This is a genomic window from Cupriavidus sp. P-10 (genome assembly GCF_003402535.2).
Classification (GTDB): Bacteria; Pseudomonadota; Gammaproteobacteria; order Burkholderiales; family Burkholderiaceae; genus Cupriavidus.
The window spans coordinates 2,512,859-2,535,282 of record NZ_AP025170.1; the positions used below are offsets into that span (position 1 = coordinate 2,512,859).

The 22,424-nt window shown below is 67.4% G+C and carries 19 protein-coding genes; 9 read left to right on the forward strand and 10 right to left on the reverse strand.

Annotated elements, in window-relative coordinates; translation table 11 throughout:
* Positions 1 to 42: 42 nt before the first annotated feature.
* The 6 genes from CTP10_RS11610 to CTP10_RS11635 all read right to left on the reverse strand — a co-directional run bounded on the left by CTP10_RS11610 (position 43) and on the right by CTP10_RS11635 (position 6,959).
* Positions 43 to 795 carry a tetratricopeptide repeat protein gene (locus CTP10_RS11610; protein ID WP_116323722.1) on the reverse strand — a complete coding sequence of 251 codons (753 nt, stop codon included), beginning with the start codon at positions 793 to 795 and terminating at the stop codon, positions 43 to 45.
* 121 nt (positions 796 to 916) lie between these two features.
* Positions 917 to 2,047 (reverse strand): PLP-dependent cysteine synthase family protein, encoded by a 1,131-nt coding sequence (locus tag CTP10_RS11615; protein WP_116323721.1) that lies wholly within the window; start codon positions 2,045 to 2,047, stop codon positions 917 to 919.
* Between the two features lie 126 nt (positions 2,048 to 2,173).
* Positions 2,174 to 2,611 carry a universal stress protein gene (locus tag CTP10_RS11620; RefSeq protein ID WP_116323720.1) on the reverse strand — a complete coding sequence of 146 codons (438 nt, stop codon included), beginning with the start codon at positions 2,609 to 2,611 and terminating at the stop codon, positions 2,174 to 2,176.
* A gap of 206 nt (positions 2,612 to 2,817) precedes the next feature.
* The gene (locus CTP10_RS11625; RefSeq protein WP_116323719.1) at positions 2,818 to 3,321 is read right to left on the reverse strand and encodes a DNA-deoxyinosine glycosylase; all 504 of its coding nucleotides are present in this window, start codon (positions 3,319 to 3,321) and stop codon (positions 2,818 to 2,820) included.
* Between the two features lie 59 nt (positions 3,322 to 3,380).
* Positions 3,381 to 5,282 (reverse strand): molecular chaperone HtpG, encoded by a 1,902-nt coding sequence (gene htpG, locus CTP10_RS11630; protein ID WP_116323718.1) that lies wholly within the window; start codon positions 5,280 to 5,282, stop codon positions 3,381 to 3,383.
* Between the two features lie 138 nt (positions 5,283 to 5,420).
* Complete coding sequence (locus CTP10_RS11635) at positions 5,421 to 6,959, reverse strand: aminotransferase-like domain-containing protein (RefSeq protein WP_116323717.1); 1,539 nt, start codon at positions 6,957 to 6,959, stop codon at positions 5,421 to 5,423.
* Positions 6,960 to 7,091: 132 nt separating this feature from the next.
* Here CTP10_RS11635 and CTP10_RS11640 point away from each other — a divergent pair, with 132 nt between their 5' ends.
* The 7 genes from CTP10_RS11640 (at position 7,092) to CTP10_RS11670 (ending at position 12,214) form a co-directional block, all read left to right on the forward strand.
* Positions 7,092 to 7,805 (forward strand): alanyl-tRNA editing protein, encoded by a 714-nt coding sequence (locus CTP10_RS11640; RefSeq protein WP_116323716.1) that lies wholly within the window; start codon positions 7,092 to 7,094, stop codon positions 7,803 to 7,805.
* Complete coding sequence (locus CTP10_RS11645; protein WP_116323715.1) at positions 7,802 to 8,449, forward strand: LysE family translocator; 648 nt, start codon at positions 7,802 to 7,804, stop codon at positions 8,447 to 8,449. Before CTP10_RS11640 ends, CTP10_RS11645 begins: the two co-directional genes overlap by 4 nt.
* Positions 8,450 to 8,560: 111 nt before the next feature.
* A complete protein-coding gene (locus tag CTP10_RS11650; protein WP_116323714.1) occupies positions 8,561 to 9,484 on the forward strand; it encodes a DMT family transporter in 924 nt (307 codons plus the stop codon).
* A gap of 15 nt (positions 9,485 to 9,499) precedes the next feature.
* Positions 9,500 to 9,958: a RidA family protein gene (locus tag CTP10_RS11655; RefSeq protein WP_116323713.1), complete on the forward strand. Its 459-nt coding sequence runs from the start codon at positions 9,500 to 9,502 to the stop codon at positions 9,956 to 9,958.
* A 6-nt stretch (positions 9,959 to 9,964) separates the two neighbouring features.
* The gene (locus CTP10_RS11660; protein ID WP_116323712.1) at positions 9,965 to 10,294 is read left to right on the forward strand and encodes a DHCW motif cupin fold protein; all 330 of its coding nucleotides are present in this window, start codon (positions 9,965 to 9,967) and stop codon (positions 10,292 to 10,294) included.
* Between the two features lie 51 nt (positions 10,295 to 10,345).
* Positions 10,346 to 11,536 (forward strand): aminotransferase-like domain-containing protein, encoded by a 1,191-nt coding sequence (locus CTP10_RS11665; protein WP_116323711.1) that lies wholly within the window; start codon positions 10,346 to 10,348, stop codon positions 11,534 to 11,536.
* A 33-nt stretch (positions 11,537 to 11,569) separates the two neighbouring features.
* Entirely contained in the window at positions 11,570 to 12,214 is a 645-nt protein-coding gene (locus tag CTP10_RS11670; RefSeq protein WP_116323710.1) for a glutathione S-transferase family protein, read from the forward strand.
* A gap of 37 nt (positions 12,215 to 12,251) precedes the next feature.
* On the opposite strand, the gene CTP10_RS11675 is transcribed toward CTP10_RS11670, so the two are convergent.
* Positions 12,252 to 12,905: a LysE family translocator gene (locus tag CTP10_RS11675; RefSeq protein WP_116323709.1), complete on the reverse strand. Its 654-nt coding sequence runs from the start codon at positions 12,903 to 12,905 to the stop codon at positions 12,252 to 12,254.
* A 413-nt stretch (positions 12,906 to 13,318) separates the two neighbouring features.
* Between CTP10_RS11675 and CTP10_RS11680 the strand changes: the two genes are divergently transcribed.
* Both CTP10_RS11680 and CTP10_RS11685 read left to right on the forward strand, forming a co-directional pair.
* A complete protein-coding gene (locus CTP10_RS11680; protein WP_116323707.1) occupies positions 13,319 to 15,001 on the forward strand; it encodes an L-lactate permease in 1,683 nt (560 codons plus the stop codon).
* 183 nt (positions 15,002 to 15,184) lie between these two features.
* The gene (locus CTP10_RS11685) at positions 15,185 to 17,014 is read left to right on the forward strand and encodes an ABC transporter ATP-binding protein (protein WP_116323706.1); all 1,830 of its coding nucleotides are present in this window, start codon (positions 15,185 to 15,187) and stop codon (positions 17,012 to 17,014) included.
* An 88-nt stretch (positions 17,015 to 17,102) separates the two neighbouring features.
* Here the strand turns inward: CTP10_RS11685 and parC are convergent, their stop codons facing one another.
* The 3 genes from parC to CTP10_RS11700 all read right to left on the reverse strand — a co-directional run bounded on the left by parC (position 17,103) and on the right by CTP10_RS11700 (position 22,376).
* Positions 17,103 to 19,442 (reverse strand): DNA topoisomerase IV subunit A, encoded by a 2,340-nt coding sequence (gene parC / locus CTP10_RS11690; protein ID WP_116323705.1) that lies wholly within the window; start codon positions 19,440 to 19,442, stop codon positions 17,103 to 17,105.
* Between the two features lie 69 nt (positions 19,443 to 19,511).
* Positions 19,512 to 20,318, reverse strand: a complete 807-nt coding sequence (locus CTP10_RS11695) for a lytic transglycosylase domain-containing protein (protein ID WP_116323704.1) — start codon at positions 20,316 to 20,318, stop codon at positions 19,512 to 19,514.
* 66 nt (positions 20,319 to 20,384) lie between these two features.
* Positions 20,385 to 22,376, reverse strand: a complete 1,992-nt coding sequence (locus CTP10_RS11700; RefSeq protein ID WP_116323703.1) for a DNA topoisomerase IV subunit B — start codon at positions 22,374 to 22,376, stop codon at positions 20,385 to 20,387.
* Positions 22,377 to 22,424: the final 48 nt, after the last annotated feature.

A 22,424-nucleotide genomic window follows, 5' to 3' on the forward strand; every position in this document is an offset into this window, starting at 1 on the left:
GTCGAGAATTTCACGGCGGCCATGCACGGGCCGGCAGGCGCCTTACTTGCCCAGCGCCGCCTGGGCGCGCTGCAGCCACTCGCGGTTGTGTTCGCGGGCATGGCGCGGCCAGTGACGGGCATCGTGGACGATTTCGGCATACAGCTCGCGCGCGCGTTCGCGGTCGGCGGCGTCGGGCTGCGTTGCCAGCCAGTCGGCGAACAGGCAGCGCGGCGCGACGTCGCTGGCGCTGGTCAGGGCCTGCTCGAACGCGGCGCGCGTGCCGGGCGCGCCGGTGGCAGCCAGCGCGCGAGCATACAGCAAGGCGGGGTCGGGCTGCTGGCGCGCGTGCGGGCTGGCGGCGAACAGCTTCTCCAGCGTCACCAGCGCGGCGGACGCGTCGCCGTTGGCGAACTGCGCCTGGGCCAGCCCCTGCAGCAGCGCCGGATCGGACGCGAACGGGCCGTTGGCCGCGGCCTGGTAGTGCTGCAGCGCCTCGGCCGGCTCGCCGGCTTCGAGCAGTGCGGCGCCCAGGCGCATGCGGTGCGCCACGGTCGGGGCACGGTCAAAGTCGGCGCGGGCCTCGCGCACCGCCCGGTTGGGATCGACCAGCTGCGAAATGGCGCGCGTGGCCACGCGTGCGCCGCGCGACTGGCGCAGCTCGGGCAGGAAGATCGCAAAGAAGTAGACCACGCTGCCCAGCCCCGGGAACAAAAACAGAATCAGCAACCAGTACATGTTCTGGTGCGTGCGCACCGCATGCACGGCGAAAAACAACGCAACGATGATATGGAGGCTGATGCCGAAGATACGCATGGATAAGTCACCCTGTGAGGTCACCCTTTGAGGTCACCGGTGGAGCAATGGCCAGCGCCGAAGCACTGGCCGCCGGCATTTTGACAGAATGGCGGCGGCGCGATTCCCACGACTCATGCATTCAGCCCGGAATGCCCGCACCGGCCGGCTGCAGCCCCGCCACCGCCTGCGGCGTGAGCACCGCTTCGCCTTTCACCGCGCGCGCCACCAGCGCATCGGCGGCGTCGATGGCAATGCGCTGCTCGGCATACCAGTCTTCGTCGTAGTAGGTATTGCCATAGCGGTCGCCGCTGTCGCACAACAGGGCGACGACGGACCCGGCCTGCCCTGCCGCTTGCATCTGCTGCGCCAGGTACAGCACGCCGACGAAGTTGGTGCCGGTCGAGCCGCCGACGCGGCGGCCGAAGCGCTTTGCCAGGTAGCGCATGGCGGCGAACGACAGCGCATCGGGCACCTTCAGCATGGCGTCGATGCAGCTGGGGATGAACGAACGCTCCACGCGCGGCCGGCCGATGCCCTCGATGCGCGAACCGGTCGGCAGGGCCAGGTCCGGTTCCGGCTTGCCCGCCAGGGAGCTGCGGAAATAATCAAAGAACACCGAGTTCTCCGGGTCGGCGCACAGCACGCGCGTCTTGTAACGGCGGTAGGCAACGTAGCGGCCAAGCGTCGCGATCGTGCCCCCGGTGCCGCCGCTCGATACCAGCCACGCCGGCACCGGGTGCTCCTCCTCGGCCATCTGCTTGAAGATGGACTCGGCGATATTGTTGTTGGCGCGCCAGTCGGTGGCACGTTCGGCGTAGGTGAACTGGTCCATGAAATGGCCGCCGGTTTCCTGCGCGATGCGGTGCGACGCGGCATAGATCTCCGACGGGCTGTCGACCAGGTGGCAGCGCCCGCCATAGAACTCGATCGCCTCGACCTTGGCGCGCGAGGTGCCTGCCGGGATCACCGCCACGAACGGCAGCCCCAGCAGCCTGGCAAAATACGCCTCGGAGATCGCGGTCGAGCCGCTGGACGCCTCCACCACCGTGCTGCCCTCATGCAGCCAGCCGTTGCACAGCGCGTACAGGAACAGCGAGCGCGCCAGCCGGTGCTTCAGGCTGCCGGTCGGGTGGCTGGATTCGTCCTTGAAGTAGAAGCGGATGTCGGGATAGCCCGGCAGATCCAGCGGGATCAGGTGGGTATCCGCGGAGCGGTTGAAATCCGCCTCGATCTTGCGGATGGCTTCATGGGTCCAGTCGGAAAGTGGCATGGCGGCTTGCGGGCGCGGTGGCCGGGCATTGAGACAGGCCGTCAGCATGCCAGAAGCGACCACGGGCGGCAAAAATACATCCCCGCGCCGGCCCGCAAGCCGGCGGCTGACGGCAGGGCCGCAAGCTTACCGGTAGACCAGCACCGGGATCTTGCTGTGCGTCAGCACCTTCAGGGTCTCGCTGCCGATCAGCAGCCCCTGAACCCCGCGTCGCCCGTGCGAGGCCATCACGATCAGGTCGCAGTCTTTTTCTTCGGCCGCATTGATGATGGCTTCGTAGGGATGGTCGTTGACGGCGTACGTGGTATCGCACTTCACGCCTGCGCCGCCGGCCTCGTCGGCCAGGCCGCGCAGGTAGCGGGTGGCATCTTCCCACGCCTGCTTCACATAGGTCTCGCGCGTGTCTTCCAGCATTTCGACCTGGTAGGTCAGCACATGGTAGTTCGGACAGACGCGCACCGCGGTGATCCGCGCCCCCGTTTCCCGCGCCAGCACGATCGCCTTGCGGAATGCCGATTCAGACAGGTCGGAGCCATCGACCGCCAGCAGGAGATGCTTGAACATGATTGCCTCCTCGCTCGCCTATTGCGCTCACTTTCGATGTGTCATCGCCTTGCGGCCGAAAGTGTGAGCCGCAAGGCGCACGGCAAGGAGCGACCGATACCCCCGGTTTCGAATGATTCGTCACTCGATTGCAGTATAGGGCGCCATGACCCACGGCAATACGGGATACCTCACGCGCGCGATGCACCAAAAATGAGGAAGCCGGACTACGCCACCAAGGCGCGCCACAGCGCCAGCTTCTGCTCGAAATTGCGCGCCGCGTGCGCCGGGCTGGACGAAGGCAGCACCACCGTCTGATAGCCCTGCCCGGCAAACTGCGGCGCGAAGCGGCCGGAAGTGCCGCCATTGAAGCCGACGCGCTCGAGCGCGGGCGCCAGCTGGCGCAGCCGCGTGAAGTCGTTGGCCTGCGGATAGCGGATATTGCTGTCGAGGCTGCCCTCGCGCATGCATGCGCCGAGCACGTCCCAGACGCCGATGCGGTGCGCCAGCAGCCGCCCCAGCCGTTCGGCATAGGGCAGCGCCGGCAGCGGTTCGCCGGTCAGTGCGGCCATCAGCGGCCAGAACTGGTTGCGGGGATGGGCGTAGTACTGGCGCGCGGCCAGCGAGGCGGCGCCGGGGAAGCTGCCCAGCACCAGCACGCGGGTGTGGGTGTCGATGACGGGCGGCAGGCCCTGGTGCAGGTCGGTCTGGGACGGTATGGTGTCTGGCATGGCAGAAACGCAGCGGCCCCGACTACCTGCTTCGGGGCCGCTGCGTCAGTCGCCGGCCGTCAGGCCAGCAGCTTGTTGACGCGCTGCACGTAGGCGGCCGGGTCTTCCAGCATGCCGCCTTCGGCCAGCAGCGCCTGGTCGAACAGCACCTGCAGGCGGTCGCTGAACGCATCCCCTTCCGGCAAATCGCGCAGCTTCCTCACCAGCGCATGTTCCGGATTCAGTTCCAGGATCGGCTGGGCGTCCGGCGCCTTCTGCCCCGCCTGCTTCAGCAGGCGCTGCAGGTAGCCGCTCATGTCGCCCTCGTCCGACACCAGGCACGATGCCGATTCCGTCAGGCGCAGCGTCACGCGCACGTCCTTGGCCTTGCCTTCCAGCACTGCCTTGGCGCGCTCGACCACGTCCTTCCAGTCGGCCTCGGCCTTTTCCTGCTCGGCCTTCTCGGCTTCGTCGGCAAGCTTGCCCAGGTCGAGGTCGCCGCGCGCCACCGACACCAGTTCCTTGCCGTCGAATTCACGCAGGAACGACAGCATCCACTCGTCGACGCGGTCGGTCAGCAGCAGGACTTCGATGCCCTTCTTGCGGAACACTTCCAGGTGCGGGCTGTTCTTGCCCGCGGACCAGGTATCGGCCGTGACGTAGTAGATCTTGTCCTGCCCTTCCTTCATGCGGCCGACATAGGCGGCGAGCGACACGTTCTGCTCGGCGGTGTCGTTGTGCGTCGAGGCAAAGCGCAGCAGCCTGGCCACGCGTTCCTGGTTGGCCTGGTCCTCGCCGGCGCCTTCCTTCAGCGCCTGGCCGAACTGCTGCCAGAAGGTGTCGTACTTGGCGCGTTCGGCTTCATCCTCGCTGTCGGCCAGCGCTTCCAGCATCGACAGCACGCGCTTGGTGCAGCCCTCGCGGATCGCCTTGACGTCGCGGCTTTCCTGCAGCAGTTCGCGCGATACGTTCAGCGGCAGGTCGGCGGAATCGACCACGCCCTTGACCCAGCGCAGGTAGCCCGGCAGCAGCTGCTCGGCGTCGTCCATGATGAAGACGCGCTTGACGTACAGCTTAAGGCCGGCCTTGTGGTTGCGGTCCCACAGGTCGAACGGTGCGCGCGCCGGGATGTACAGCAGCTGCGTGTATTCGCTGCGGCCTTCGACGCGGTTGTGGGTCCATGCCAGCGGCGCCTCGTTGTCATGCGCGATATGCTGGTAGAACGCGGTGTACTGCTCGTCGGAAATATCGGACTTGTTGCGGGTCCACAGCGCGCTGGCCTGGTTGACGCTTTCCCACTCGTCGGTGCGCTTGTAGGTGCTCGACTCGGCGTCCCACACTTCCTTGGGCATGCGGATCGGCAGCGAGATGTGGTCCGAGTACTTCTGGATGATGCTCTTCAGGCGCCAGGCCGACAGGAAATCGTCTTCGCCCTCGCGCAGGTGCAGCGTGATGGTGGTGCCGCGCTCGACGCGCGAGATCGCATCGACGCTGAACTCGCCGTCGCCAGTGCTTTCCCAGCGTACCGCTTCCTCGGCGCCCACGCCGGCGCGGCGGGTTTCCACCGTGACCTTGTCGGCGACGATAAAGGCCGAGTAGAAGCCGACGCCGAACTGGCCGATCAGCGCGGCGTCCTTCTGCTGGTCGCCGGAAAGCTGCTGGAAGAATTCCTTGGTGCCCGACCGGGCGATGGTGCCGAGATTGCGGATCGCTTCGTCGCGGCTCATGCCGATGCCGTTGTCGGTGATCGTCAGCGTGCGCGCCGTGGCGTCGGCCTCGATGCGGATGGCCAGGTCGGCGTCGTTTTCCAGCAGGGAAGGATTCGCGATCGCCTCGAAGCGCAGCTTGTCAGTGGCGTCCGAAGCATTCGATACCAGCTCGCGCAGGAAGATTTCCTTGTTGCTGTACAGCGAGTGGATCATCAGGTGCAGCAGTTGCTTCACTTCCGCCTGGAAGCTCATCGTCTCGTGCGGTGCGGTCATGGTTCTCCTCTTGAATCTCGAAAACAGGCGAATCTGGGGTGGTCGGGTGGCCGTCGGGGGCCGGTGACGCCAGAAATAGGGCCGCCCGGGCCATTTTTCAAGGCCCGGGGAATGTAACGGGTGCAGCAAGAAGGCGGCTCAGCGCCGTTCCAGCTGGCGCGCCAGGAAGCGCAGCATGTCCGGGTCGCCGCTGCTGGCGACGTTGAAGCGCATCCACCCCGACGGCATCTGCGACGGCGAGAACAGGCTGCCCGGGGCGAACAAATAGCCCTCTTCATGCCCGGCGGTGGCGATGGCATTGGTATCGCGCCCGGTATCGGCCCACAGGTACATGCCAGCGTGCTGGCCCGGGAACAGGCGCAGGCCCAGCCGCTCCAGCTCGCGCCGGGTGTCGTCGCGGGCGCGGTCCAGCCGGGTGCGCACGCGCTCGACATGCTTGCGGTAGTGCCCCTCGGTCAGCACCTTGTACAGCACCCGCTCGTTGATCTCGGGCGAGGCCAGTCCCGCCAGCAGCTTGCTGTCGGTCAGCGCCGACGCCATCTCCGGCGGCGCGGCGATAAAGCCCACGCGCAGGTTGGCCGCCAGCGTCTTGGAAAAGCTGCCCAGGTAGATCACCCGGCGCAACTGATCCAGGCTGGCCAGCCGGGTCGCGGCGTGGCCAGGCGGGCACAGGTCGCAATAGATATCGTCCTCGACGATCAGGAAGTCGTACTGCTCGGCCAGCTTCAGCAGCTGGAAGGCCTTGGCGGCGGACAGCGAGGTCCCGGTCGGGTTGTGCAGCACCGAGTTGATGACGAACAGCTTCGGGCGCCGCGCCTGCACGATGCGCTCCAGCGCCTCCAGGTCCGGCCCCTCGGCGGTGTAAGGCACGCCGATCACCTGCGCACCCTGCGCGGCAAAACGGGCGAACATCACGAACCACGCCGGGTCCCCGACCAGCACGGCATCGCCGGGCTGCAGGTAGAGCCGGGCGATCAGGTCGAGTGCCTGGGTGATGCCGGAGGTCAGCACGATCTGCTCGGCGCCGGCGCCGATCTCCAGTTCCTCCAGCCGGGTGCGCAGTTGCTGGCGCAGCGGCAGGAAGCCCTGCGGCGTGCCGCTGGCCAGGAAATGGTTGCCCGGCTGGCGGCCCAGCCCGCGCAGCGCGCTGGCGATCAGTTCGCCATCGAGCCATTCGTTGGGCAGGAAGCCCAGCCCCGGCGCCTTGTGTGCCTCGGCGGTATGGAACATGCTGCGCAGCAGCCAGGTGACGTCGATATTGCGCGACTCGGCCACATTGGACGACACCGCCGCGGCCGGCGCCGCCGGCGCGCGCTCGCGCACGTAGAAGCCCGAGCCCCGGCGCGATTCCAGGTAGCCGAGCGCCACCAGCCGCTCATAGGCCTCGACCACGGTAAAGCGCGAGATGCCTTTTTCCTGCGCCAGCTGTCGGATCGACGGCATGCGCATGCCGGCTCGGAACACGCGTTCGTCGATGCGCATGCGGGCCCATTCGGTCAGCTGCTCGACCAGCGTCATCTGCGCCGACGGGATCGGGTCGGGCAGGCGCTCGGTAGGCGGCAACACCAGGCGCAGCGGGCGTCCGCCGGCCTGGGCGGAGGTCACGCGGGCGCCACTTGCGCCAGGCTGACTGGGGATCGCGGGGGTGGTGTCCGCGTCCCGGGTGTTCGCATCCATGTGCTGCTCCTGCAACTGTACTGAAGACGATCCGCAGAACTGTACCGGTACTGTACCGACTACCTTGTCTACCATCAAGCCACGATGAAGCTAGCCGTACCAACAAGCACAAGCATCCCCAAGGAGACACCGATGTCCGCGACCCGCAAGCGTTTCGACCACGATCCCTACCTCGATCACTGCGCCGCTACCGTGCTGGCGGCCAGCGCGGAAGGCATCGAGCTGGACGAGACCGTCTGCTACGCACGCAGCGGCGGGCAGGCCGGTGACACCGCCACGCTGGCACTTCCCGACGGCCGCACCGTGACCATCGTCGACACGATCTATGCCCAAGACCGCAGCCGCATCCTGCATATACCTGCGCCGGACGCCGCGCTGCCACGCGTGGGCGAGCGCGTCACGGTCACCATCGACTGGGCGCGCCGCCACCGGCTGATGCGCCTGCACACCTGCCTGCACCTGCTGGGCTCGCTGATCCCGGTGCCGGTGACCGGCTGCGGCATCTCGCCGGACTCGGCGCGGATCGACTTCGACCTGCCGGAATCGACGCTGGAAAAGGCCGACCTGACCGAGCGCCTGAACGCGCTGATCCGCGCGGAAACGGCGGTGCGGATCACGCTGATCACGCCGCAGGAGCTGGCCGCGCAGCCGGAACTGGTGCGCACCATCGGCGCGGCGCCGCCGGCGGGAACGTCGAGCATCCGCATCGTCGAGATCCCCGGCGTCGACCGCCAGCCCTGTGGCGGCACGCATGTGGGCAATACCAGCGAGATCGGCACCGTGGCGGTAACCAAGATCGAGAAGAAGAGCCGCACCAACCGCCGCGTGGTGGTGGCGTTCGCATGACCGCCGTGACTTCTGGCCTGCTCACCGGCCTGAGCGCCGCGCAGTTCCTGGCCCTGCTGACGCTGCTGACGGTCGGCCTGTTCACGCCCGGGCCCAACACCACCATTGCCGCGGTGACCGGCGCCAACTTCGGCCTGCGCGCGACGCTGCCGCATTGCGTCGGCGTGGCCTTCGGCTTTGCCAGCATCCTGGCGCTGTGCGCGGTGGGCGTGGGCGCGCTGATCCTGGGCCAGCCTGCGCTGGCATCGGCCGTGCACCTGGCCGGCGTGGCCTACCTGCTGTGGCTGGCGTGGAAGATCGCGCGCAGCACGGCGCTGGCCGAAAAACAGGTGCTGCGCCCGCTGAACGTGTGGCAATCGGCGGTGCTGCAGTACGCCAACATCAAGGCGTGGATGCTGGCGCTGGCCGTGGCGGCGTCCTACATGGCCGGCGCCCCCGCGCCGCTGCAGCGCCTGCTGCTGGTGTGCGGCGTGTTCGCGCTGCTGGGCTTCGTCAGCAACGGCGTGTATGGCGTGCTGGGCGCGGCGCTGCGGCAATGGCTGAAGCAAGGCCAGCGCGTGCGCTGGTTCAACCGCGCCATGGGCGCGGCGCTGGCGCTGACCGCGCTGTGGATCGCCGTCAGCGCCCGGCCCGGCGTGCATTGAATCGACCGACAAGAAAGCAAGAGGCCAACCATGCCCGCTCCCTCGCCCTCGTCCTCGTCCGTATCTGCCGCGCCCCCTGCCGCGCCTCATTCCGCGCCCCAATCAGGCGGCATGCTGCTCGGCTTTATCGGCGTGGCCATCTTCAGCCAGACGCTGCCGTTCACGCGCATGGCGGTGGCTGAACTGGACCCGATTTTTGTCGCGCTGGCACGCGCCGTCCTGGCCGCGCTGCTGGCGCTGGCGCTGCTGGCCATACGCGGTGCGCTGGCCGCGGCACGGCGCCCGCGCGGCGGCCAGTGGCCGCGCCTGGCGGTGACGGCGCTGGGCGTGGTGGTCGGCTTCCCGGTGTTCTCGTCGCTGGCGATGCGCGAGGTGCCGGCCAGCCACGGCGCCATCGTGGTCGGCCTGCTGCCGCTGGCCACGGCCGTGTTCGCGGCCTGGTTCGGGCGCGAGCGGCCGTCGGCGGGGTTCTGGCTGTCGGCCGTGGCCGGCAGCGCGCTGGTGGTCGGCTTTGCCGTCTGGCAAGGCGCCGGCGGCCTGCAGCACGCCGACTGGTACCTGTTCGCCGCGGTGGTGCTGGGCGCACTGGGCTATGCCGAGGGCGGCAAGCTGTCGCGCGAACTGGGCGGGCTGGAGACGATCAGCTGGGCGCTGGGAGTGTCGCTGCCGGTGCTGGTGCCGGTGGTGGCCTGGCTGGCGCTGCGCGACCTGCCGGCGATCGCCGCGGCGTCGCCGCGTGCCTGGGGCGGCATGGCCTATGTTTCGGTGTTCTCGATGTTTGTCGGCTTCCTTTTCTGGTACGCCGGCCTCGCAAAAGGCGGCGTGGCCCGCGTCGGGCAGATACAATTGCTGCAGCCGTTCCTGACGCTGGCGGGCGGTGCGCTGATCCTGGCCGAGCCGCTTGACGCCCCCACCATCGCCTTTGCAGTGGCGGTAATCGCTGTCGTGGCCCTCGGCCGCCACGCCGCCGTGCGCCAGGGCGCACCTGCCCCCGCCCCGGAAACGTCCCCTGTCCTTCCAGGACACATTCACTGACCAGGAGTCCAACGCATGTCCGTCTACGACACCCTTGCCCGCCTCGGCGTCGAACTGCCGACCGCCAACGCCCCTGCCGCCGCCTACGTGATGGCCGCGCAGACCGGCAACACCGTATTCCTGTCGGGCCATATCGCCCGCAAGGACGGCAAGGTATGGACCGGCAAGCTGGGCAAGGACATCGACACCGAGTCCGGCAAGGCCGCCGCACGCGCCATCGCCATCGACCTGCTGGCCACGCTGCATGCGCACATGGGCGACCTGAACCGCGTCACCCGCATCGTCAAGGTGATGAGCCTGGTCAACTCCACCCCCGAGTTCACCGAGCAGCACCTGGTCACCAACGGTGCATCCGAGTTCCTGGCCGAAGTCTTCGGCGAACAGGGCAAGCACGCGCGCAGCGCCTTCGGCGTGGCGCAGATCCCGCTGGGCGCCTGCGTCGAGATCGAGATGATCGTCGAGGTCCAGGGCTGAGGCCCCATGCGCATCGACAACCTGCCCTTCGGCACCACCGACTGGTCGGCCATCGCGCCGACCCGGCACCCGGGCGAGCAAGGCGAGGCCACCTGGCGTACGCGCCAGTTCGGCGATATCCGCGTGCGGATGGTGGAATACTCGCCCGGCTACCTGGCCGACCACTGGTGCAGCAAGGGGCATATCCTGTTCGTGCTGGACGGCGAGCTCCACACCGAACTGGATGACGGCCGGCAGTTCGTGCTCACCGCGGGCACCAGCTACCAGGTCGCCGACCAGGCGGAAGCGCACCGTTCGTCCTCGCCGACAGGTGCCAGACTTTTTATCGTTGACTGAGCGGCAGGCTAGCCTCTCTCCAGAATTCCCCCAGACCACAAGAGACACATCATGAAATGGGCCATCTCCCGCCGGGCGCAGCAACTGACCAGCTCGGCCATCCGCGAAATCCTCAAGGTCACCGAGCGTCCGGAAGTCATTTCGTTCGCCGGCGGCCTGCCCTCGCCGGAGTCGTTCCCGGTAGCGGCCATGGAGGCAGCGACGGCCCGCGTATTTGCCGACAACCCGCAGGCGGCGCTGCAATACGCCGCGACCGAAGGCTACCTGCCGCTGCGTGAATTCGTCGCCAAGCGCCATGGCGTGGCCGTGGAGCGGGTGCTGATCGTGACCGGTTCGCAGCAGGCGCTGGACCTGATCGCCAAGGTGATGATCGACCCGGGCAGCAAGGTGATGGTGGAAACCCCCAGCTACCTCGGCGCGCTGCAGGCGTTCTCGCTGTTCGAGCCCGAGTTCGTCTCTATCCCGACCGACGACAAGGGCCTGGTGCCCGAGGCGCTGACGCCCGAGCTGACCACCGGCGCGCGCTTCCTGTACGCCCTGCCCAACTTCCAGAACCCGACCGGCCGCCGCCTGCCGCTGGAACGCCGCCAGGCGCTGGTGGCCCGCGCGCAGGAACTGGGCGTGCTGGTGGTGGAAGACGATCCGTACGGCGCGCTCAGCTACACCGGCGACCAGCTGCCAACGCTGCTGTCGATGAACCCGGACGGCGTGATCTACATGGGCTCGTTCTCCAAGATCCTGGCCCCCGGCATGCGCCTGGGCTACGTGATCGCCCCGCCCGAGCTGCATTTCAAGCTGTGCCAGGCCAAGCAGGCATCGGACCTGCACACGCCGACCTTCACGCAGCGCGTGGCCTACGAGACCGTGCGCGACGGCCTGCTCGACCGCCATATCCCGACCATCCGCGAGCTCTACAGCAAGCAGTGCCAGACCATGCTGGACGCGCTCAGGCGCCACATGCCGGAAGGCGTGACCTGGAACACGCCTGAAGGCGGCATGTTCATCTGGATGGAGCTGCCCGAGGGCCTGGACAGCATGGCTATCCTGGAAGAGGCGGTGAAGCGCAACGTGGCCTACGTGCCGGGCGCGCCGTTCTACGCCAGCAACCCGAAGCGCAATGCGCTGCGCCTGGCGTTCGTCACGGTGCCGCCCGCGCGCATCGAGCAGGGCGTGGCGATCCTGGGCGAGCTGTTCCGCGAGTCCATCGCCGCCGCTGGCGCCAAGCAACCGCGCGCGGCCTGACCACGTCCGGGCGCGCACCTTCCAGGAGCCGACATGCTGCGTATCTGGGGCCGACTCTCCTCCATCAACGTGCAGAAGGTGGTCTGGTGCGCACGCGAGCTCCACCTGGACCATGAGCGCGTCGATATCGGCGTCAACAAGGGCGACCTCGACACCGAGGCCTACGTCCGCCTGAACCCGAACCGCCAGATCCCGGTAATCGAGGACTTCCGCGGCACGGACGTGGGCGGCGAGCCCTTCGTGCTGTGGGAATCGAATGCGATCGTGCGCTACCTGTGCGCGCGCTATGGCGAGGGCACGCTGTGGCCCGAAGACGTCAAGGCGCGCGCCTCGGCCGACCGCTGGATGGACTGGCAGACCACGACCTTCAGCCCGGCCATGGTGACGGCTTTCCTGAACCTGGTGCGCAAGCCCGCAGGCGAGCGCGACGAGGCCGCTGTCCAGGCATCGCGCGCGCGCACCGAGCCGCTGGCAGACTTGCTCGACAAGGCGCTGGCAGGCCGAGAATTCATCGGTGGCGACCGTTTCACCATGGCTGATATCTCGCTGGCCTGCGCCGCGCACCGCTGGATGGGACTGCCGATCCAGCATCAGCCGCGGCCCGACCTGGAGCGATGGCTGGCGTCGATGCGCGCCCGCCCTGCCGCCGGCGGGATCCTGGAACTGCCGCTGCGCTGAGCGGCGGCAGTTTTTTCCTTCCCCTGCTTCTGCCTGCCTACTTCGCGGCGCGCGAGCCCGACGTCGCCGTAAAGATCCCCAGCCCGATAAACGCCGCACCCGTCAGGTAGCGGCCAAACGCGCGCGCGCGCCCGGCACGGCGCAGCGCCGGCATTACCGCGGCCGCGGCCATGACGTAGCAGGCGTCGGTGGTGGCGGCGATCAGCACGAAGGCCACGCCCAGCGCCAGGCTCTGCGCCAGCGCCGAGCCGGCCGGGTTCATGAACTGCGGCAGGAAAGCGGCGAAGAAGATCGCGGTCTTGGGGTTGAGCAGCGCCACCACGAAGCCGTCGCGCATCACCTGGCGCAGGCTGCGCTGCGCCACTTCGGGCGTGCCGCCGTCCGCCGCCGCACCGCCGCCACGCAGCGCGCGGATGCCCAGCCAGATCAGGTAGGCCGCCCCTGCGTACTTGACCACCGAGAACGCCAGCGCAGACACCGAGAACAGCACTGCCAACCCCAGCGACGCGCCGATCGCGTTGCCCAGGTTGCCCAGCGCCACCGCGCCGATCGAAGCCAGCCCGGCCTGCCGGCCTTGCGCCAGCGTGCGCGTCACGATATAGACCACGGCCGGGCCGGGCGTGATGGCCAGCGCCAGGCTGGCCAGCACAAAGGCGGTCAGCAGCGGCCACGCGGGCAGGAATTCAGTCATTGGGCAGCCTCGTTGGATATGGGGATACGGGCAGCGCGCCCGCTTGATGGCGAACGCCAGTATGCGCCGGCCCACCGCGCTTGCGCCAGTCCCCGCCATGGCTGGCGGGCCAGTCATCCGAGCCGTACGCCGGCAGGCAGACTTTTGCAACAGGCGCCGTTTAGAGTACTCTGGCCGGTGTGCCGGGCACATCCCACGTGCGCTGTAATGCCCCCAGGGAAACCCTGATCCCTGAATGTGGCTCATGCCATGCATGACGCAATATACGGCAGCGAACACGGAACCCGTTCCTACAATCGCTGGTTCTTTCCCGCGCGCGGTGGATGTCGCGCGCCGGCTGCAAAGCGCAAGCAGGCGGCCCAGGGCACGCAGATCGCCCGGGCGCCCGAGCCAACCTGAGGAGGATTTCGATCGTGTGGAGTCAAGTCTATGACCCGCTAGGCAATATGGCGCTGTCGACCATTGCCGCGGGTATTCCGGTCGCCGTGCTGCTGGCAGCGCTGGCGTTCTTTCATATGCAGGCACACCTGGCCGCGGGGCTGGCGCTGCTGATCGGCATCGTGGTCGCGTCCACGGTGTTCGGCATGCCGGCGGCGATGGCCGGCAAGGCCGCGGGGCTCGGCATCGTGTCCGGGCTGTTCCCGATCGGCTGGATCGTGCTGAACATCATCTTCCTGCACCGGCTCACCACCCTGAACGGATCGTTCAAGGTGCTGCAGAACTCGATCTCCGGCATCACCGAGGACCGCCGCCTGCAACTGCTGCTGGTGGCGTTCAGCTTCGGCGCGTTCTTCGAGGGCGCGGCCGGCTTCGGCACGCCGGTGGCCGTGACCGGCGCCATCCTGATCGGGCTGGGCTTCTCGCCGCTGGCCGCCTCGGGGCTGGCGCTGATCGCCAATACCGCGCCGGTGGCCTATGGCGCGCTGGGCGCGCCGATCATCGGCCTGGCCTCGGTGACCGGGCTGGACCTGCTTGACCTGTCGGCCATGATCGGCCGCCAGTTGCCGTTCTTCTCGGTGATCGTGCCGTTCTGGCTGATCTGGGCCTTTGCCGGCTTCCGCGGCATGCTGGCGATCTGGCCGGCGATCCTGGTGGCTGGCGTGAGCTTTGCCGTGCCGCAGTACCTGGTGTCGAACTTCCACGGCCCGTGGCTGGTGGACGTGATCGCGGCGCTGGTGTCGATGGGCTCGCTGACGCTGTTCCTGAAGGTCTGGCACCCCAAGGACATCTGGACTTCGACCAAGATCCTGGGCCGCCACGACGACTCCAAGGTCGACCACCCCGAAGCGCTCGAAGCCGACGCCCGCGCCAGCGCCGCCTCGGCCGGCATTTCGGTGGCGAAGGCCTGGATGCCGTGGGTGATCCTGACGGTGTTCGTGTTCGTCTGGGGTATCCCCGAGTTCAAGAAGCTGATGGATAGCCTGTGGGCGTGGAAATTCCCGGTCCCGGGCCTGGACAAGGCTATCGTCAAGGTGCCTCCGGTGGTGCCCAAGGAAGTCATCGAAGGCGCCGTGTTCAACTTCAACGTGCTGTCGATGGCCGGTACCGGCATCTTTGTCTCGGCGATCGCGGGCGGCCTGCTGATGGGCTACTCGGTGCCGCGCCTGTTCAAGGAGTACTGGGAAACCATCAAGCTGGTGCGCTACTCGCTGCTGACCATCTGCGCGATGTTCGGCGTCGGCTACCTGACCCGCTACTCGGGCCTGGATGCCACGCTGGGCCTGGCTTTTGCCCACACCGGCGTGTTCTACCCGCTGTTCGGCACCATGCTGGGCTGGCTGGGCGTGGCGCTGACCGGTTCGGACACGGCCTCCAACGTGCTGTTCGGCGGCCTGCAGAAGACCACCGCCGAGCAGCTGGGCCTGTCGCCGGTGCTGATGGCGTCGGCCAACAGTTCGGGCGGCGTGATGGGCAAGATGATCGACGCGCAGTCCATCGTGGTGGCCTCCACGGCGACCAAGTGGTACGGCCACGAGGGCGACATCCTGCGCTACGTGTTCTTCCACTCGATCGTGCTGGCGATCCTGGTGGGCCTGTTCGTGACGCTGCAGGCCTACGTGCCGCCGTTCACGCACATGGTGATCCACCACCCCTGATTGCCCTGCCGCCGCAGCAGTTTCGGCATGGCGTTTCAGACAAGGCCCCGCCCCAGGCGGGGCTTTTCCATTGGGCAATGGCGCGTATCATGTTGCGTCTGATCCGCCGCAAGCGCCCCCGGCATCCCACAAGGACAACACAAGGACGACCGGGCGCGCCGTGCCACACAACGGGAACCTGCCATGTTGCGTCGCCTGGAAAGACTGATCGACCCCTTCCGGAACATGCCCGACCGCGAGCCGCCGGGTCAGGTCTTGCGCTTCTATACCTGGTACCTGCGTGAAGTGTGGGGCGTGTTCGCGCTGCTGTTGCTGGTGGGCCTGGTCGGCGCGCTGATCGAGGTGGCGCTGTTCAGCTTCCTTGGCCGGCTGGTCGACATGGCGCAGACCACGCCGGGCGCGGAATTCTTCAGCCGGCATCGCGACGAACTGATATGGATGCTGGTGGTGGCAGTGCTGCTGCGGCCCATCTTCTTCGGCCTGCACGACGTGCTGGTGCACCAGGTCATCAACCCCAGCCTGTCCAACCTGATCCGCTGGCAGAACCACCGCTACGTGCTCAAGCAGAGCCTGTCGTTCTTCCAGAACGACTTTGCCGGCCGCATCGCCCAGCGCATCATGCAGACCGGCTTCTCGCTGCGCGACTCCGCCGTGCAGGCGGTCGACGCGCTGTGGCACGTGGTGATCTACGCGGTCAGTTCCCTGGTGCTGTTCGCGCAGGCCGACTGGCGGCTGATAATCCCGCTGCTGCTGTGGATCGTATGCTATGTGGCCGCACTGCTGTACTTCGTGCCGCGCGTGAAGGAGCGCTCGGTGATCGCCACCGAATCACGCTCGCGGCTGATGGGGCGCATCGTCGACGGCTATACCAACATCACCACGCTCAAGCTGTTCGCCCATACCCGGCAGGAAGAAGACTACGCGCGCGACGCCATGGCCGAGCAGACCGAAAAGACGCGGCAGGCGGGACGCATGGTGAGCGGCATGGACGTCACCATCACCGCGATGAACGGCGCGCTGATCGCCGGCACCACCGGGCTGGCGGTGTGGCTGTGGAGCACCGGGCACGTCACCACGGGCGCGATCGCGCTGACCACGGGGCTGGTGATCCGCATCAACAACATGTCCGGCTGGATCATGTGGGTGGTCAACGGCATCTTCGAGAACGTCGGGCAGGTGCAGGACGGCATGAAGACCATCGCCGTGCCGCGCAAGGTCACCGACCGCGCCAACGCGCAGCCGCTGCGCGTCACACAGGGCGAAGTCCGCTTCGAGCAGGTTGGATTCCACTACGGCAAGGGCTCGGGCGTGATCGAGGGCGTCAACCTGATCGTGCATCCGGGCGAGAAGATCGGGCTGGTCGGGCCTTCCGGCGCCGGCAAGTCGACGCTGGTCAACCTGCTGCTGCGGCTCTATGACGTGGAAAGCGGCCGCATCCTGATCGACGGGCAGGACATCGCCGGTGTCACGCAGGAAAGCCTGCGCGCGCAGATTGGCATGGTGACGCAGGACACTTCGCTGCTGCACCGCTCGATCCGCGAGAACCTGCTGTACGGCAAACCCTCCAGCACCGACGCCGAGCTGGCCGAAGCGCTGCACCGCGCCCGCGCGGACGAGTTCACGCCCAACCTGGTCGATGCCCACGGCAATACCGGGCTGGAAGCGCAGGTGGGCGAGCGCGGCGTGAAGCTGTCAGGCGGACAGCGCCAGCGCATCGCGATCGCGCGGGTGCTGCTGAAGAACGCGCCGATCCTGATCCTGGACGAAGCGACCTCGGCGCTGGATTCTGAAGTGGAAGCGGCAATCCAGGACAGCCTGGAAACGCTGATGCAAGGCAAGACGGTAATCGCCATCGCGCACCGGCTGTCGACGATCGCGCGCATGGACCGGCTGGTGGTGCTGGACAACGGGCATATCGTCGAGAACGGCACGCATGCGCAACTGCTCGCGCATGGGGGGCTGTATGCGCGGTTGTGGGCGCATCAGACTGGGGGATTTGTGGGGGTGGATTGATCCCGCTGGTTTCCTCCCCTCTCCCGCTTGCGGGAGAGGGGCCCAGAGGGAGAGGGAAGACAACAATCGGTTGCGGGTCGGAAATCGATCAATTGCCGCCGGTCGCCTCCACCCGCACCGGATCGATCCTCGGCTCCTTCAGCCTGGCCTCGATCTGCTTGCCCTTGCGCGCGCGCTTGCCGACATACGGCAGCAGCGACTGCCCGGCCAGCTTCTGTGACGACGGCTTGCCGCCGCGGCCCGCGCCCGACAGCATCAACCCCAGCGCGCCCACGGCAACCGCCTGCAGCAGCTTCTCCTTGGACTCCAGTTCCATCAGGATCACGCCGCGGCCGCCGGCCGACAGCACCTTGACCTCGTCCAGCGCCACCAGCAGCAGGCGGCCGTTGCCGGACAGGCAGGCCGCATGCGTGGCCTCGTTGCCGATCGGCGCCGGCGGCAGCGGTGCATCGCCGTCATCCAGCGTCAGGAACGACTTGCCGCCCTTCTGCCGGCCGGTCATGTCGCCCACCGTGGTCTGGAAGCCGTTGCCGCCCGCGGTGGCGAGCAGCACGCGCTGGGTGGGGCTGCCGGCAAAAGTGTGCGCCACCTGGCTGCCGGACTGCAGCTCGATCAGCGTGGTGATAGGCACCCCATCGCCGCGCCCGCCAGGCAGGCTGGAAACCGGCACGGAATAGACCCGGCCATTGGTGCCGAACACCAGCAGCACGTCGACCGTGCGGCAGTCAAAGGTGTTGTAGAGCGCATCGCCCGCCTTGAAGGTGAACTGCTGCGGATCGTGGCCATGGCCCTGGCGCGTGCGCACCCAGCCCTTCTGCGACATGATCACCGTCACCGGCTCGTCGATCACGCGCACTTCGGCGGCGGCGCGGCGCTCTTCCTGGATCAGCGTGCGGCGCGGGTCCTTGTCTTCCGGGCTGAACTGCCTGGCGTCGGTCTCGATCTCCTTGATGATGCGACGGCGCATCATGGTCTCGGACTTGAGCAGCACATCCAGGTCGGCCTGTTCTTCGCGCAGGTCCTTCAGCTCCTTCTCGATCTTGATCGCTTCCAGCCGCGCCAGCTGGCGCAGGCGGATTTCAAGGATGTCCTCGGCCTGGCGGTCAGTCAGTTCGAAGGCTTCGATCAGCGCCGGCTTGGGCTCGTCGCTCTCGCGGATGATGCGGATCACCTCGTCGATATTGAGCAGCACCAGCATCCGGCCTTCGAGGATGTGGATGCGGTCCTCGACCTTGCCCAGGCGATGGCGCGTGCGGCGCGTGACCGTCTCGAAGCGGAACGCAATCCACTCTCCCAGGATCTCGCGCAGGCCCTTCTGGCGTGGCCGGCCATCGGTGCCGATCATCACCAGGTTGATCGGCGCGCCCGATTCCAGGCTGGTATGCGCCAGCAGCACCTGGATGAACTCCTGCTGGTCGATGTTCTTGCTCTTGGGCTCGAACACCAGCCGCACCGGCGCATCCTTGCCGGATTCATCGCGCACCGCATCGAGCACGCCCAGCACGGTAGCCTTGAGCTGCTGCTGGTCCGGCGTCAGCGCCTTCTTGCCGGTCTTGATCTTGGGATTGGTGATTTCCTCGATCTCTTCCAGCACCTTCTGCGCGGAAGTATTCGGCGGCAGTTCGTTCACCACCACCTGCCACTGGCCACGCGCCATTTCCTCGATGGTCCAGCGCGCGCGCACCTTCAGGCTGCCGCGGCCGTTCTCGTAGATCTGGGCAATGTCCGACGCCGGCGAGATGATCTGGCCGCCGCCGGGGTAGTCCGGTCCCGGCATCAGCGCCAGCACCTCGGCCAGCGAGATGTTCGGGTTGCGGATCATCGCCACGGTGGCCGCGGCGACCTCGCGCAGGTTGTGCGGCGGGATCTCGGTGGCCATGCCCACGGCGATGCCCGAGGCGCCGTTGAGCAGCACGAACGGCAGCCGCGCCGGCAGCAGCTTCGGCTCCTGCATCGAGCCGTCGTAGTTGGGGATGAAGTCGACCGTGCCCTGGTCGATCTCATCGAGCAGCAGCCGCGAGATCGGCGTCAGGCGCGCTTCGGTGTATCGCATCGCCGCCGCGCCGTCACCGTCGCGCGAGCCGAAGTTGCCCTGGCCGTCGATCAGCGGATAGCGCAGCGAGAAGTCCTGCGCCAGGCGCACCAGCGCGTCATAGGCGGACTGGTCGCCGTGTGGGTGGAACTTGCCCAGCACGTCGCCGACCACGCGCGCGGACTTGACCGGCTTGGCATCGGCGCGCAGGCCCATCTCGTGCATCGAGAACAGGATGCGGCGCTGCACCGGCTTCTGGCCATCGGCCACTTCCGGCAGCGCGCGGCCCTTGACCACGCTGACGGCGTAATCGAGGTAGGCGCGCTCGGCGTAGCGGGCCAGCGTCAGCGAATCGGCCGGCTCTTCAGGTTGAAACGTGATGTCTTGTTGTTCCATGGATAGGCAAGAATTCGGCGCGCCATGTTGAAGCAGCGCGCCGGGTTGCTTGTGGTTCGGTCATGCCGGTCAGGGCATATTGCGCCGCGCGCCGATCACCATCTTCACGCGCGGGCCGTCGGCACTGGCACGCATGGGACCCGCGCCTTGCGCGGGTTGGTAGAAGCGATAGAACTGCAGCACCGTGCTGACATACTGCTGCGTCTCGGGGTACGGCGGAATGCGGTTGTTGTAGCGCTGCACCGCGCCCTCGCCCGCGTTATATGCCGCCAGCACCAGTTCCAGGTTGTTCGGAAACAGTTGCATCAGCCAGCGCAGGTAGCGCACGCCGGCGGTGATGTTGGTGCGCGGGTCAGCCAGTTTCTGCTCGACCGTGCGGCGCTGGTCGGCGCTGACGCCAAAGCGCGCGCCGGTGTCGGGAATCACCTGCATCAGCCCGATCGCGCCCTTGGGCGAAACCGCGCCCGGGTTGAAGCCCGACTCCACCGCCATCACCGCCTTGACCAGCGCGGGATCGACATCCTGCTTGCTGGCGATCTGGTGGATCAGCGGCTCGACGGTCTTGATGTTGGGATGGTTGACGACGTAGCGGTAGAGCTTGTGCCGCTCGAGGTCGACATTGTCCGCGCCGTCCGCGCCGGCCGGCGCCTTGCCCCGCTGGATCGCCGCCAGACGCGCGCTGTCGAGCTTGCCGCCGTCCTTCATGAACAGCTTGTAGCGCGCGTCGAGCTTCTCGTCGGCGAAGTGCGCGACGCCGTCGGTATCGATATAGCCCCACAGCTCGGCATGGGCCGCCGGCGCGCAGGCGAGCCCGGCCAGCGCCAGCACTGCGGCTGCCGCCTTGCGCCATGGGTTGCCGGGGGGTCTCGTCGTCATCGTGCGTTCCAGCTGGTCATGCGGACTCGGGGATTATCCCCCAATCGCGGGCCGCCGCTCCTGCGATCAGATATCGGCCTCGACCTCGTTGCCCTTCTCTTCGAGCCAGCTGCGGCGCTGCGCGGCCTCGCCCTTGCCCATGAGCATGTTCATCATCTCGACGGTCTGCGGCAGGTCGTATTCGCCCAGCGTCACGGGCAGCAAGCGGCGCGTGTCAGGGTTCATGGTGGTTTCCCACAGCTGCTCGGCGCTCATCTCGCCCAGGCCCTTGAAGCGAGATATCTGCCAGCTGCCATCCTTGACGCCGTCCTTGACCAGCTTGTCCTGGATGGCCACGAGTTCGCCTTCATCCAGCGCATACAGCTTCTGCGCCGGCTTCTTGCCGCGCGCCGGAGCATCGACGCGGAACAGCGGCGGACGCGCCACATAGACGTTGCCGGCGTCGATCAGCTTGGGGAAGTGACGGAAGAACAGCGTCAGCAGCAACACCTGGATATGCGCGCCGTCCACGTCCGCGTCCGACAAGATGCTGATCTTGCCGTAGCGCAGGTTGGACAGGTCGGGCTCGTCGTTGGTGCCGTGCGGATCCACGCCGATCGCCACCGCGATGTCGTGCACCTCGTTGTTGGCAAAGAGGCGGTCGCGCTCGGTTTCCCACGTGTTGAGCACCTTGCCGCGCAGCGGCAGGATGGCCTGGAATTCCTTGTCGCGGCCCATCTTGGCCGAGCCGCCTGCGGAATCGCCCTCGACCAGGAACAGCTCGTTGCGGGTCACGTCGGTGGATTCGCAGTCGGTCAGCTTGCCGGGCAGCACGGCCACGCCGGAACCCTTCTTCTTCTCGACCTTCTGCGCCGCGCGCGTGCGCGCCTGCGCCTGGCGGATCACCAGCTCGGCCAGCTTCTTGCCGTACTCGACATGGTGGTTCAGCCACAGCTCCAGCGCCGGACGGCTGAAGGTGGAGACCAGCCGCACCGCGTCGCGGCTGTTCAGGCGTTCCTTGATCTGGCCCTGGAACTGCGGGTCGAGCACCTTGGCCGACAGCACGAACGAAGCGCGCGCAAACACGTCTTCGCTCATCAGCTTGACGCCCTTGGGCTGCAGCGCGTGCATCTCGATAAAGCTCTTGACCGCCTGGAACAGGCCTTCGCGCAGGCCGGACTCATGCGTGCCGCCGGCGGGAGTGGGGATCAGGTTGACGTAGGACTCGCGCACCGGTGCGCCGTCCTCGGTCCAGGCCACCACCCACGACGCGCCCTCGCCGTCGGCAAAGCCTTCCTCGCCCGGGTTGGCGTCGGGGTCGGCGAAATGCTCGCCCTCGAACATCGGGATCACCAGCTCCGAGCCGCTTCCTTGCGCCAGCGCTTCGACCAGGTAGCCCTTCAGGCCCTGGTCATACTGCCAGGTCTGGGTTTCGCCGCTCTTCTCGATCACCAGCGTCACCTTGACGCCCGGCAGCAGCACGGCCTTGCTACGCAGCAGCCGCTGCAACTCTGCCTGCGGGATCGCGGCCGAATCGAAATACTTGGCGTCGGGCCACACCTGCACGCGCGTGCCGTTCTTCTTCTCGCCGCGCTCGAACTTGCGCGAGGCCAAAGGCACGGTCACGTCGCCCCCGGAGAAGGTCAGCGTCGAGCACATGCCGTCGCGCCAGACGGTCACGTCCAGCTGCGTCGACAGTGCGTTGGTCACCGACACGCCCACGCCGTGCAGGCCGCCCGAGAAGGCATAGGCGCCGCCCTTGCCCTTGTCGAACTTGCCCCCGGCGTGCAGCCGGGTAAAGACGATCTCGACCACCGGCACGCCTTCTTCCGGGTGGATGCCCACCGGGATGCCGCGGCCGTCGTCCTCCACGCTGACGCTGCCGTCGCGGTGCAGGGTCACCAGGATCTCGGAGCCGTGGCCGCCCAGGGCCTCGTCCGAGGCGTTGTCGATCACCTCCTGCACGATATGCAGGGGGTTGTCGGTCCGGGTGTACATGCCGGGGCGCTGCTTGACCGGCTCCAGGCCCTTCAGGACCCGGATGGAAGATTCGCTGTACTGACTGGTTTTGCTCGCCATGGAGTCGCTACGAAAGTGGATGTCCCGCCTGCCGCGGGCGTACAACTG